This window comes from Paraliobacillus quinghaiensis (assembly GCF_003426025.1).
Taxonomy (GTDB): Bacteria; Bacillota; Bacilli; order Bacillales; family Amphibacillaceae; genus Paraliobacillus_A; species Paraliobacillus_A quinghaiensis.
The window spans coordinates 93476-106971 of the sequence record NZ_QJSH01000006.1 but is presented as its reverse complement, the minus strand read 5'-3'; the positions used below and the strand labels follow the sequence as shown (position 1 = coordinate 106971).

Below are 13496 nucleotides of genomic sequence, written 5' to 3'. Positions count from 1 at the left end.
CCTTAATTACAGGTTTCTTGCCAAATTCAAATTTGCAATTCATCTATTATGCTCATTAGCTTTGCCTACATAGTTTTATTTAATTTAAAAAGTAAGATAACATATAAAACAATGTGAAGTGACAATGTTCCAAGTCCTAACCATGCTGCAATTTTCAAATTCAAAGCTACAAAGGTAAGCGAAATTGCCACTAAAACGAACAATGTAATAAACCACATATAGTACGCTGCCGTTTTTCTTACTTGGACATACCGTTCATCGTTTTCATTTATTCTTGCTTGCCTTGCTAATTCGGGGTTGGTTTTATACATTTTTTTGCTAAGTAGGGTCGAAGCAGCAGCACCGGTAAGACCAGCACCTATGCCGACAAATACCCATCGATACGTTCCAAAGCTCTCGGAAATCGTCGGAAGCCAGACATCCATAGTAATATTTATTAATACTGTTGTCACACCTATACACAGCGCAACTAAACTTAAGTACTTTTTGTTCTTCATAGTGTTTCCTCCTCATAGATGAATATTTCTTCAATCCTCATGTTAAAATACCGTGCAACTTTAAATGCAAGTGTTATAGATGGGTTGTATCTGCCGTTTTCAAGTGAACCTATCGTTTGGCGAGATACTTCTAAAATATCGGCTAATTCCTCTTGCCTTATACCTTTAGATTTTCGTATTTCTTCAAGTCTGTTTTTCAATTCAACACCTCCAAATCAACGGAAAGTAAACTTTACATTTGTAGTATAACATTCAGATCCCAACATGTAAAGTTAACTTTCCATAAAATTTAAAAATAATAGCAGACTATGTTCGCGTCTGCTAAAGGGAAAAGGGAAAAGGGAAAAGGGAAGAAGTCCCAGTTGAGAATCGTATCACAGTGAAAGATGCGCATGAGGGAATTATTTCTCATCACCAATTTGATTTTGTACAAAAGATGATTAAAAATAGAAAAAGAAATTTCACAAAGTTTAAAAAGCACCTATTTACAAATGTAGTTTATTGCAATGATTGCGGAAGTGGAATGTGGTATAGACAAAATCGTGTAGGATATATATGTGGGAGCTATGCTCGACACGGCAATATCGCATGTACGAATCACGCAATATCAGAGAAGGAATTAGCGCAAGTTATTCTGAATGATATTGACTGGATGTACAACAAGATAAGTGACAAAAAGTTTTTATCAGACGTAAAAGCCCTTGAGAAAAAACGTGTACATTTAAATCAAAAAGAATTAAACCTCATCGACGATGAAATCAACTCCATCAAGGTTAAAAAACGACGCTATATCGAAATTAACGGGTTTACTTGTGAGGTGCAAAATCATAAAACACAAGTCAAATGACAGAAGAAATCACATAGTTTTCATAACCGAATTAACAATATAATTCACATTTAAAAAAGGATTAGAGAAAAAACATTCTCTAATTGGGTTCCGTTACCTATCGAAAACTCTAAATTACCACTAAAAAACGCATCTAAATTTGCATACTGAATTGTACCGTGTTTTGTCGGTATATTTGTAATTAAAATTAAAGAATCTCAGTTCAGTCAACTGAGATTCTCCTTCTATTTATTTTCAATTGCTTCAAAAAAATCTTTAAGCTATTGTATTATTTTGTCTTGCTGTGGTGGTTGCTCTAACCAGCTATTATCTATCATTAAATTTTGAGCTTCCCCACCTAGCTTAGCCGTATCATCCAATAAATCCATGTATTGTCTTTTTAAATCATTCCTCATACTTGTAGCTAATGATGTTGCATAATCGGATAAACCCGCTGCTGTAAGGATAGACAATTGATACATCATTAACCTATCAGAAAAAGCTGGTTGGGAGGAACTTACGACTTGCGTTTCTGAAGGCATTGGTGTTGGCAATTGACTACTTGTTAAAAACTTTGTAAGCGTGTTGACTACCTTTTCCGAGAGTTTCCCTGCTTTTTTCATGAAGTCTCGTACTTCCTTTTTATCAGCTGTTTGTCCAAAACTTTTTGTTATTGTATTCCCCACTACATTTGCTTCAACGTTTCCAAAAATGTGGGATATCTCAATAGTATTTAAAAATCTCTGGTCGCCCAATAGATTGAATCCATTTAGATAGTCTCTATCTTCAATAAAATCAGACTTTTTTGGTGGTTCAATAAATGGAGGTCTTACATATAATCCTTTATCTAACAACAAATCACTAATCTCATCAAAAACAGTAATACCTTCAGAAGAACATTCTTTAAAATGTTTTCTAATATCTTTGCGAGTAGACATTGTATGCATAAGACTGCAACTTGTAGCATTCACTCTCGACAAATTTTTTATATACAATAAAGCGAAGGAGTCTGAAAAAAGCCGCGGAGCATTCATATCTACATCTTGATTACTAAATCCTACTGGAACTGGAACATTTTCTGATTCTAATATTTGTTTAGTCTTATCTCTTATTTTTTTAATCCTTTGATTGGTCTTCGTCAGAACATTTAACACTTCATTGTCTTCTGCTTTTGCAATAAAGTATTTTAACATGCAATTACTATGAGTGTGGCTAATATATTCTTGCCATAATGAAGCCATTTCAGATGAAGTAAGTTTTACGCTTTCTGGTGAACTCATAATACATCTACTCCCAATTTAATATTTATACTTTAATATTTACTGGATGCAGGAAAATATACCCGCTTAAAATATTGCGTAGCATTGTGTTCTTTCAAATCATTTTCTAAGTAAAGTGAAGGTTCTGATATATACCAACTGTCATCTTGCTTTTTTCTGAACGAAGAAAGTTAAACCATTTTCAAGTTCAAAATCTTTGGGATATCATCGTTGTTTTCATTATCCTTATTAGTAACTGGGCTCTAATTTGATTGTCGATTGTCTATTTGAATTTTCTCGTGTCTTACATTATATTGATTTTCTGTTGGACTCCTTCAGAAGTACAAGCTATACAACTTACCATCATTAGCAATGTTGCAATTAATAAAGCTATTTTTTCACTCATATTACCCCCCCTCGTAAATCTTGAAAACAAGCATATCTTATTGAACATAAGCACACGTCAGCCATTCATGTAACGCAAAATCAACGCTACACCACAGCTTCTTTCACAATTCAGACCCTTAATTGAATAATAATTAGGAAATATGTAAAAAGTCGTCAGTAGGTAAACATCATTACATCTCAACAAAACAAGGAGTTGAGATGCAATGAAGTGTGGTGTATATATCAGAGTTTCTACTGATAAAGATGAACAAAAATCTTCTTTAGAGAACCAAGAAAGGTATTTCTACAATGTTATCGCTGAGAAAGGATGGGAACTTTATAAGTTCTATGTAGATGTTGAAAGTGGAACAAAAGAGAGCAAGCGGGAGAACTTAAAAAATCTGATTGCAGATGCAAGAGAACGGAAATTTGATGTAATTCTTTCCAAAGAACTTTCTCGTCTTGCTAGAAACGGAAAATTGTCTTATGAAATTAAAGAAATTGCTGAACAAAATAATGTTGATATCATTACTTACGACAACGCTATTAATTCAATTGAAGGTAACATCCATATGTTTGGATTATACGCATGGATTTATGAACAAGAATCCCAGAGGACGTCAGAACGTATAAAGGTGGTCTTTAATTCGAAAGCAAGAAGAGGAGAATTCAAAGGTTCCAATGCTCCATACGGATATCAGGTTGTTAATAAGAAATTATTTTTAGCTGAGAACGATACTCCAGAAGTGATTCAACGAATTTTTGATTTATATGTTTCTGGTATGGGGGTTGATGCAATTGCACATCGTCTTTCACTAGACGGGGTTCCTACTCCTGCGAGTGTTGCTGGAAAGAAAAATGCCGCGAAATTTTGGCAAGGCAGTTCAGTTAAAAATATATTAACTAACCCACATTACACTGGTGATTTGGTTCAACATCGTGAAAACTACAAAAAGTGTCACTTCTGACAAAAGGGAACAGGTTCCTGCTGAGAATCATATCACTGTGAAAAACGCGCATGAGGGAATTATTTCTCACCAGCAATTTGATTTTGTACAAAAGATGATTAAAAATAGAAAAAGAAATTTCACAAAGTTTAAAAAGCACCTATTTACAAATGTGGTTTATTGCAATGATTGCGGAAGTGGAATGTGGTATAGACAGAATCGTTTAGGATATATATGTGGGAACTATGCTCGACACGGCAATATCGCATGTACGAATCACGCAATATCAGAGAAGGAATTAGAGCAAGTTATTCTGAATGATATTGACTGGATGTACAACAAGATAAGTGACAAAAAGTTTTTATCAGACGTAAAAGCCCTTGAGAAAAAACGTGTACATTCAAATCAAAAAGAATTAAACCTCATCGACGATGAAATCAATTCCATTAAGGTTAAAAAACGACGCTATATCGAAATGCTAGCTGACAACTTAATATCTCACGGTGAATACCGAGATATCTTGAGTAGTAAGGAAGCTAAAGTAAATGAGTTAAATGAAAAAAGGAGCGAGCTAAAAGCTTCACTCCTAGAAAATCAAGTAACAAAAGAAATCGAGACATTCCGCAACTTAATGGAACAGTTTAGTCCAATTGAGGAACTATCTAAAGAATTGTTGCATTACATGGTTGAACGTATTGTTATTAGCAAAGAACGAACAATTAAAGTAACCTACAGGTTTTCAATTTTTTCTAACTACTTGCCTGTGTAAACTAACTGCGACACACACTCCACATGACTGGTCTGTGGAAACATATCAACTGGTTGCACTTGCTTTGTTTCATATCCACCATTTTCTAAGATGTGTAAGTCACGCGCTAATGTTGATGGGTTGCAGGACACATAAACAATTCGTTTTGGTTCCATTGCGATCATTGCTTCCAATAATGCTTGATCACACCCTTTTCGTGGTGGATCAACAACAATTACATCTGGCTTTAATCCTTGCGAAGTCCACCAAGGCATAATTTTCTCTGCTTGTCCTACAAAGAATTCTGCGTTATCGATATTATTTAACTTTGCATTTTCTTTGGCATCACTAATTGCTTCTGGAACAATTTCAACACCATAAACTTTCTTTGCCTTTTGCGCTAAAAATAGTGAGATCGTACCAATACCACAATAGGCATCAATTACTGTTTCTCCACCAGTTAAATTTGCATATTCTAAAGCTGTATCATATAATTTTTTTGTTTGTGTAGGGTTAACTTGATAAAAAGATTTTCCGGAAATCGCAAACTTGATATCTCCAATCTTGTCATAAATATATTTCTCGCCCCACAACACTTTTGTTTCTTTTCCTAAAATAACATTTGTCCGTTCTTTATTAATATTTTGCACAATCGACTTTACGTGCGGATATGTTTCATGTAATGCTTTGATCAGCTCTTTTTTATATGGTAATTCGGCAGTTCTTGTTACAATAACGATCATTGTTTCGTTTGTTGCTTCCCCAGTCCGAACCATAATGTGACGTAAGATGCCGCGATGTGACTTCTCATCATATGCTGGTATACCAAGTCGATCTGCGATGCTTCGCACAGCTTCAACCATGCGATCATTTACTTCTGAGGTAATGATGCAACGATCCATATCATCGATAATTTCGTGGCTTTTCTTCCGGTAAAATCCAGTGATTAATTTACCATTTCGTTCTGCGACTGGAATTTGAACTTTATTACGATAACGCCACGGATCATCCATACCTATTGTTGGATGAACAGTAACATCCTCTATATGACCGATTTTTTTCAACGTATTTATTACTTGATTTCTTTTCATCTCACTTTGCATACTGTAACTCATATGCTGTAATTGGCAACCACCACACTGGTAATACACGTTACATGGGGGCTCAACTCTTTCATTACTTGTTTCTTCGATATCAAGTAACTTACCAATCGCAAAGTTTTTCTTTACTTTGATTACCTTTACTTTTCCCTTTTCACCAGGTAGTGCATATGGGACAAACAGAGGATAGCCATCTAATTTACCAACACCATTTCCTTCATGGGTAATATCTTCAAAGTCTAGTGTTATTGTTTGATTTTTTTGCACTGGGACCTGTTTTTTTTCCATTTTATCAACGTCCTTCATTTTCACATACTATTCAAAGTTTATCATAATATATATATTTTAGGAAATAGTCGAGAACCCTCGTGAATTTAGTCATGAGATGAATCGACTTCGGACAAGGGTTAGCTTCTGCTAACTCAATTGTCCGACATGTTCTATCGGACTAAATCAATTCATAAATCAACGTTTTTCTATATGCATGTGATATAATGAACATAAGGTGATAGCCGTATCAAAAGTAATTATATCCAAAACCAAAAAGAAAAATGATTGGAGGTGAAACCAATGCTTGAATTAGTAAACCGTGGCTATGTGTATCGTGCTATCCCTATTTCTGATGAAGTAGAAACGTATTTACGACAGTGTTTTGGTGCAGATAGAAAGATGTATAACCTTCACGTTGCCTATCTATATGACTACTTGGAAAAGAACGATTATCAAATTGGTGACAAACTACCTTCTTTAAAGAAGATGGGCATGCCGACTGTCTCTGCATTTAAAAAACAAGCCGTAAGTGACGATCATGTAGCCTACTTGTATCTTGTGGACGCCTTTGCTTCTAACGAAGCAAAGCAACACTTCAACAAGGCAGTTACAGCCTTTAATAAAATTGCCTATAAGAAACAATACAAGAAAGCTGCCTTGAAACGTCAGAAGACACTAGGGATAGAACCGACATTTCGTGATTTAAAAGGAATGCCCAAATTCCATTCTCGTAAAGGTAGCAAATCTAGCTACACGACATTTAACCAAAACGGAAATATCTACATCGAAGATGACATATTATATCTTCCATCAGCGCAAAAATCTTCTGTGAAAGTCGTTGGGTTGAAGTTACATACACATAGACCATTGCCACATGGTAGTAAAATTAAAAATGTAACGGTTACGATAAACACGAAAGGACAATTTGATGTGTCTATTTGTGTTGAATTTCCAAAGGAAATTCCAAGCATTGGTATACCAAATCGCATTTTGGGACTAGATTATTCGCAATCTCATTTTTTCGTAGATAGCGAGGGTAAGAAAGCCAATTATCCGCACTATTATCGAAAAATGAAAGAACGTCTAGCCAAAGAACAACGCATATTGTCAGGCAGAGTGAAGGGCTCTAATCGTTGGGAAAAACAGCGACTACTTGTTTCAAGACTACAGAACAAAGTTGTAAACCAACGAAAAGATTGGCTTCACAAGAAATCCTATGCTCTTGCGAATCAATATGACATGATTGTAGTAGAAAACATAGACCTTCGCGCGATTGGACAAAACAAGCATTATGCCAAAAATCAGCAAGATAATGGGTTTGGTACCTTCCGCTTGTATATAAAATATAAACTGGAACAGCAAGGAAAATACTACGTTAAAGCACCGAAAAATTTTGCGTCTACACAATTATGTTCGACTTGCAGTCATAAGAATACTGTACTAAAAGGCAATGTAGCTGTTCGTGAATGGGATTGCCCTTCTTGTGGCGCACATCTTGACCGAGATATTAACGCTGCGTTCAACCTTAAGCAATATGGGAAATACTTTACGAAAGATGAAATTCTGCCACAAATAGTTGTGGCTTAAATGATAAAAAAACGGGTTGCTTGGAGCCTAAACAGTACCTCTGGCATGGTTTAAAGGGCAAGACGCTGGTCTTGTTGTCCGCTGTAATTTCTAAAGGTTGTAATACCTTACAAGCCCGTGACTTCAGTCATGGGTTGTTGACAAATGTACAACATTAAGATGTCGACTTAACATTACATTTCCCGGGAAATATGCTATTTATGTCGAAACACAAAATAAAAAAAGAAAGAAGACTTAGCTACACTTAGCTTTCTTCTTTCTTTAGAAAAGATTCTGGAACAAAGTATTTAATATGTTGATGCAAGTTTACAAATTCTCCTGGCAATAAGCCACCAAATTCTCCGTCAATATTTAATTGCATCTTTTCTTCTGTTTTTACTTTGATTCGGTTAGCACGGGTATAAAAGATTCGATCATCTTCTAAATGAGCACCTCGTAATGCTAAGGAAGCAATCCGAACGAATTCTGCTAAATTTGTTTTTCGTAAGATTAATAAGTCAAACAGACCATCATTCATTTCAGCAGATGGGGCTAACTTTTCAAATCCACCAACTGAATTCGTATTTGCCACAAGAAATAGCATAATCTCATCTTCAAACAGCTTACCATCATATTCAATTTGCACTTTAATCGGGCGTAATGATGGCAACATCTCAACACCTTTTAAATAATATGCTAGTTGGCCTAACATCGTTTTTAATTTACTAGGTACTTCATAGGACAATTCGGTTAGTTTTCCACCACCAGCTATATTCATGAAATAGTGCTCATTCACACGACCAATATCTAAAGCTAGCAAACGATTTTCTAAGATGACATCCACTGCTTTTTGAATATTTCTCGGGATACAGAGGGCTCTACAAAAATCATTTGTAGTTCCAACAGGAATTATCCCCAACTTTGGTCGGTGCTCCTGTTCTGCCATTCCATTAATAACTTCATTAATCGTACCATCTCCACCTGCCACAACAATAATATCAAATTTCCTCTCAACAGCTATACGTGCAGCATCTGTCGCATCTCCTACTCCTGTAGTTGCATGTACAGATGTTTCATATCCTGCCTGTTCAAAACGTTCTAGTACGTCAGGTAATTCCTTTTTAAAGCCTTCTCGTCCAGAAGTTGGATTATAAATAATACGGGCACGTTGCATCATGAACCCCCTTTAATTCTTCCATATTTATCAAATATGATACATCTTTTTTTACTTAATTAAAAGGTATTATATCATTAATTAAAATATGTCTTTTACAAAATCATATCATTTAAGCAATAAGAGAAGGCTACACACTGTTCATGCTAGTAGCCTTCTACAAATAGTTATCTTTTTTCGATTTCTGCTAAAATAATTTTGTTTACCATAGGTGGGTTTGCTTGGCCTTTTGTTTCCTTCATCACTTGTCCTACTAAGAAACCAAGTGCTTTGTCTTTCCCATTCTTATAGTCAATAATAGATTGTTCATTCTTATCAAGAAGGGCTGAAATAATTTCAGTTAATTGACCTTCATCAGAGATTTGAACAAGTCCCTTATCTTTTACGATTTTTTCAGGATCTCCACCTTTTTCAACAAGCTCTGCAAAAACTTTTTTCGCAATCTTAGATGAAATCGTTCCATCTTCTATTAGCTTAATCATTTTTGCTAATCCTTCTGGTGTTAAGGCAAGATCATGAAGTTCTTTTTGTTGTTTATTCATATAAGCAGAAACTTCACCCATTAACCAGTTTGAAGCTTGTTTCACATCAGCTCCTGCTGCAATTGTTGACTCAAAAAAGTCAGACATCTCTTTTGTGCTAGTTAAAACACTCGCATCATAAGCAGGTAATTCTAATTCATTAATGTAACGTAATTTCCGTGCATCTGGTAATTCTGGTATTTCAGCACGAATTCTTTCCTTCCAAGCATCATCTATATATAAAGGTACAAGATCAGGTTCCGGGAAGTAACGATAATCATCTGAACCTTCCTTAACACGCATTAGAATAGTCTCTTTTGTTTGTTCATCATATCGACGTGTTTCTTGTAGGATTTCACCGCCAGCTAGTAATACCTCTTGTTGGCGTTTTTCTTCAAACTCTAGCCCTTTTTGAACAAAAGAGAATGAATTCAAGTTTTTCAATTCCGTTTTAACACCAAATTCTTCTTGTCCAATTGGACGAATCGAGATGTTGGCATCACAACGTAATGATCCTTCTTCCATCTTACAATCAGATACACCTGTAAATTGGATTATGTTTTTCAACTTTTCAAGATACGCATAAGCTTCAGCTGGTGAGCGAAGATCTGGTTCAGATACAATCTCCACCAATGGTGTTCCTTGTCTATTGTAATCGACAAGTGAGTAGCCATCACCACTATGTGTTAATTTACCTGCATCTTCTTCTAAGTGCAGGCGCGTAATACCAATACGCTTTTTCTTTCCTTCAACTTCAATTTCAATCCAACCATTCTCACCAATTGGTTTATCAAATTGTGAGATTTGATAAGCCTTAGGATTATCTGGATAAAAGTAGTTTTTACGATCGAATTTAGTATTCGTAGCAATATCACAATTAATTGCCATTGATGCTTTCATTGCATAATTAACCGCTTCTTGATTTAGTACCGGCAATACACCTGGATACCCTAAATCAATCGGATTGATGTTTTCATTTGCTTCAGCTCCAAAATGGTTAAAGCTTGGGCTGAAAATCTTTGAATCTGTTTTTAGCTCAACATGGACTTCAAGACCAATAACTGTTTCAAAATTCATTATTTCGCACCTCCCAATTCAGGGGTTTTTTTATGGTGATCTGTAGCTTGTTCAAAAGCATATGCTGTGCGATATATTGTACTTTCATCAAAGTGTTTACCGATAATTTGTAGACCAATTGGTAAACCATCACTTGAGAAACCACAAGGAAGTGACATTCCCGGAACACCAGCTAAGTTTACTGGAATTGTTAAAATATCATTTGCATACATTGTTAATGGATCATCAACTTTTTCTCCTACTTTAAATGCAGGGGTTGGTGTTGTTGGTCCAACAATCACGTCATAGTCTTCAAAAACTTTTTCAAAATCATTCTTAATTAATGTACGAACTTTTTGTGCTTTTTTATAATAAGCATCATAGTAACCCGAACTTAATGCAAATGTTCCAAGCATGATACGACGTTTTACTTCATCACCAAATCCTTCACTACGAGAAAGCTTAAACATATCTAACATGTTCGTTGCATTTTCAGACCGAACACCGTATCGTACACCATCAAAGCGAGCAAGGTTTGCTGAAGCTTCTGATGAAGATAGTAAATAATAAGCTGCTACTGCATATTGTGAGTGTGGTAATGAAACCTCTTCCCAAGTTGCACCTAAGTCTTCATATACTTTTAGTGCTTGTAAAACTGCTTCTTTTACTTCTGGTGCGACACCTTCTTGCAAATACTCTTTAGGTACAGCGATTCTTAAACCTTTTACGTCTTGTTTAAGAGCTGCACTATAATCTGGAACTTCAATATTTGCAGACGTGGAGTCCATCGGATCGTGTCCAGCAATTGCCTGTAATAAATGCGCATTATCTTCTACTGATTTTGTAATCGGTCCAATTTGATCAAGAGAAGAAGCAAATGCAACTAATCCAAATCTTGATACAAGGCCATATGTTGGTTTCAATCCTACAACACCACAGAATGCTGCCGGTTGACGAATTGACCCACCAGTATCAGAGCCTAGTGAAAAGAACACTTCACGAGCTGCAACTGCTGCTGCAGAACCACCACTAGAACCACCTGGTACATAATCGGTATTCCAAGGATTACGAGTTGCTGCGTAGCTAGAGTTTTCATTTGATGAACCCATTGCAAATTCATCCATATTCAACTTACCAATTGTAACTGTATTTTCTTCTTCTAATTTATCAACGACAGTTGCATTATATAGCGGATCATTAAAGTTATCTAAAATCTGACTCGCACACGTCGTACGTAAGCCTTTTGTTACCATATTATCCTTCACACCAAGAGGTATACCGAACAATGGGTTTGAAGCTCCATCTACCTGCTTATCTAGTTCACTAGCTTTGGCACGTGCTGCTTCTTCATTTAACGTAATAAATGCTTTTACTTGATCATCCACAGCATGGATCCGTTCATAGGATGCTGCAACTAGATCACTGACAGTAATTTCTTTGTTATGTAGCTTATCTTGTATCTCTTTTAATGTATAATCAAACAATGACATAAGCCTTAAACCTCCTTATTCTAGTATAGAAGGGACGCGGAATTGACCATTTTTGTGATCTGGTGCATTCTTGAGTGCATCCTCTTTCTCAATCCATTTTCTTGGTTCATCTTTACGCATAACATTTTTCAGATCTAATACATGGGTTGTCGGCTCAACATTATCTGTATCCAAATCATTTAATAATTCTGCATAACTAATAATGTCCCCAAGTTGTTTTGTCATTTTTTCGACTTCTTCTTCTGAAATTGCTAAACGCGCTAAATGTGCTACGTGTTTTACTTGATCTTTTGAAATTTCTGACATTACTTTCACCTCCACTTTCTCTTTTCTACGTAGATTAACAATACTTATGATAATAGCAAAAAAAGGACTAGATTAGCAACTATTGGAACATTAAATAGTTGCTATATTCATATAATGAACGTAATAATTAATTATAAATATGGACGGTAGGTTCATCATTGCTTGCTTTACGAAAAATCAAGCTCTCTTGCTTATCACTTGAAGTAATGTTAATTTCTAGATCAAAATGATTTTGAAATCCTTCCATAACCAATCCATATACGTATTGTGTAAATCCGTTCACCTCTGCTTTACCGCTGAATTGAACTGGAATTTCCAATGTTAACTTTTGTAATTGATCATCTATATAAAACCCTTTTCCAATTACCCCAACATAATTTGGGAAGTAATCTGCAATATCCTTTTTGAAATCGTCTAAATTAGCAGCCATATCAGGATCTTTATCCTCTGCTTCATTGGATGGGAATAGGACATACTCTTCGTCAATTGCTTGCCATTCACCTATTGAAGTGCTTCCACCCTCAACAGTTGCTTTTCTTACGAAATTCCCTGGTACTAAATCATTTCGTGCCGCTTCTCGATAAACAGCAATCATAATCGGAACTTCTGCTAATTCTTCCCTGGCACGTAAGCGATTCACAACTTCTTTGGCTACACGATTGGCTTCTGATAACATCGTATCTATATCAATATCTTCATAATAAGTCAGACCCTTCGGTGATACAAAACGATAATGTGATTTCATCGCAATTCCAATTGATATACCTGCTAGTTGAACAGAATTGTCATCTGACTTTATCAAGTAATCTTGCTCTAAGATATGGGATAGATACTTCGGGTTATTACGTTCAGCTTCAATTGCTCTTTTCTCTGCTATTTTCTTTTCATCATCGTTTAATTCCTTAAATTCATCATCGTCAATTCCCTCAATTTCAGGGTTCAGTCCTAATGGGTTACTTCTTCCTTCGTCATCTTCAGAGTAGCGTTCCAACCATTCATAAACGATGTCTGATGTAATCTTTTGGCCTTCTTGAAAATAATAATCATCTGGATTAAATACATCAGTAGAGTGCCTTCTTAAACCTTCTTCAAACGCACCAATATCTAAACGATTGGCCACCTGATTTACAATAACACCTCTTGATTGACTTAATTTATAAGGAAGCAAAACTTGATAATCTTGGTCTGATACACTATACCTTGGAATGATCGCAGTTTCTGTCCCTGTTTCTTCAGATGTACTATCTTCTACTACTTCATCTTGATTTTCAAATGAAGGAGCACAACTTGTCAAAATAAGAAGCAGTATTAGTAAGAAAGGTATAATATTCTTATTCATCTTGCATTCC

General features: G+C 35.6%; 13 protein-coding genes. 4 read left to right on the top strand and 9 right to left on the bottom strand.

Annotation, left to right across the window (positions count from 1 at the left end; genetic code table 11):
- Nucleotides 1–65 precede the first annotated feature (65 nt).
- On the bottom strand, nt 66–497 hold the full coding sequence (locus D2K40_RS06090; protein ID WP_117153985.1) for a hypothetical protein: 432 nt from the start codon (nt 495–497) through the stop codon (nt 66–68).
- A complete protein-coding gene (locus D2K40_RS06085; protein ID WP_117153983.1) occupies nt 494–697 on the bottom strand; it encodes a helix-turn-helix transcriptional regulator in 204 nt (67 codons plus the stop codon). Before D2K40_RS06085 ends, D2K40_RS06090 begins: the two co-directional genes overlap by 4 nt.
- 179 nt (nt 698–876) lie before the next feature.
- Here D2K40_RS06085 and D2K40_RS06080 point away from each other — a divergent pair, with 179 nt between their 5' ends.
- The gene (locus tag D2K40_RS06080; protein ID WP_117153981.1) at nt 877–1344 is read left to right on the top strand and encodes a recombinase zinc beta ribbon domain-containing protein; all 468 of its coding nucleotides are present in this window, start codon (nt 877–879) and stop codon (nt 1342–1344) included.
- 260 nt (nt 1345–1604) lie between these two features.
- Here the strand turns inward: D2K40_RS06080 and D2K40_RS06075 are convergent, their stop codons facing one another.
- Nucleotides 1605–2603 carry a DUF3231 family protein gene (locus tag D2K40_RS06075; RefSeq protein ID WP_117153979.1) on the bottom strand — a complete coding sequence of 333 codons (999 nt, stop codon included), beginning with the start codon at nt 2601–2603 and terminating at the stop codon, nt 1605–1607.
- Between the two features lie 590 nt (nt 2604–3193).
- Between D2K40_RS06075 and D2K40_RS16635 the strand changes: the two genes are divergently transcribed.
- Together D2K40_RS16635 and D2K40_RS16630 are read left to right on the top strand one after the other, a co-directional pair.
- Entirely contained in the window at nt 3194–3937 is a 744-nt protein-coding gene (locus tag D2K40_RS16635) for a recombinase family protein (protein ID WP_240324908.1), read from the top strand.
- Nucleotides 3909–4685: a recombinase zinc ribbon domain-containing protein gene (locus D2K40_RS16630; protein ID WP_240324907.1), complete on the top strand. Its 777-nt coding sequence runs from the start codon at nt 3909–3911 to the stop codon at nt 4683–4685. Before D2K40_RS16635 ends, D2K40_RS16630 begins: the two co-directional genes overlap by 29 nt.
- On the opposite strand, the gene rlmD is transcribed toward D2K40_RS16630, so the two are convergent.
- Entirely contained in the window at nt 4670–6052 is a 1383-nt protein-coding gene (gene rlmD / locus D2K40_RS06065; RefSeq protein WP_117153977.1) for a 23S rRNA (uracil(1939)-C(5))-methyltransferase RlmD, read from the bottom strand. The genes D2K40_RS16630 and rlmD overlap by 16 nt on opposite strands.
- 282 nt (nt 6053–6334) lie before the next feature.
- Here rlmD and D2K40_RS06060 point away from each other — a divergent pair, with 282 nt between their 5' ends.
- Nucleotides 6335–7621 carry an RNA-guided endonuclease InsQ/TnpB family protein gene (locus D2K40_RS06060; protein ID WP_117153975.1) on the top strand — a complete coding sequence of 429 codons (1287 nt, stop codon included), beginning with the start codon at nt 6335–6337 and terminating at the stop codon, nt 7619–7621.
- A gap of 244 nt (nt 7622–7865) precedes the next feature.
- Here D2K40_RS06060 and D2K40_RS06055 read toward each other — a convergent pair whose 3' ends face one another.
- From D2K40_RS06055 to D2K40_RS06035, 5 genes are all read right to left on the bottom strand, one after another.
- Nucleotides 7866–8774 carry a diacylglycerol kinase gene (locus D2K40_RS06055; RefSeq protein WP_117153973.1) on the bottom strand — a complete coding sequence of 303 codons (909 nt, stop codon included), beginning with the start codon at nt 8772–8774 and terminating at the stop codon, nt 7866–7868.
- 167 nt (nt 8775–8941) lie between these two features.
- Nucleotides 8942–10372, bottom strand: a complete 1431-nt coding sequence (gene gatB / locus D2K40_RS06050) for an Asp-tRNA(Asn)/Glu-tRNA(Gln) amidotransferase subunit GatB (protein ID WP_117153971.1) — start codon at nt 10370–10372, stop codon at nt 8942–8944.
- Entirely contained in the window at nt 10372–11841 is a 1470-nt protein-coding gene (gatA, locus tag D2K40_RS06045; protein ID WP_117153969.1) for an Asp-tRNA(Asn)/Glu-tRNA(Gln) amidotransferase subunit GatA, read from the bottom strand. The genes gatB and gatA overlap by 1 nt, the downstream gene beginning before the upstream one ends.
- A 15-nt stretch (nt 11842–11856) precedes the next feature.
- Complete coding sequence (gatC, locus tag D2K40_RS06040) at nt 11857–12147, bottom strand: Asp-tRNA(Asn)/Glu-tRNA(Gln) amidotransferase subunit GatC (RefSeq protein WP_117153967.1); 291 nt, start codon at nt 12145–12147, stop codon at nt 11857–11859.
- A gap of 127 nt (nt 12148–12274) precedes the next feature.
- A complete protein-coding gene (locus D2K40_RS06035) occupies nt 12275–13486 on the bottom strand; it encodes a CamS family sex pheromone protein (RefSeq protein WP_117153965.1) in 1212 nt (403 codons plus the stop codon).
- Nucleotides 13487–13496 lie beyond the last annotated feature (10 nt).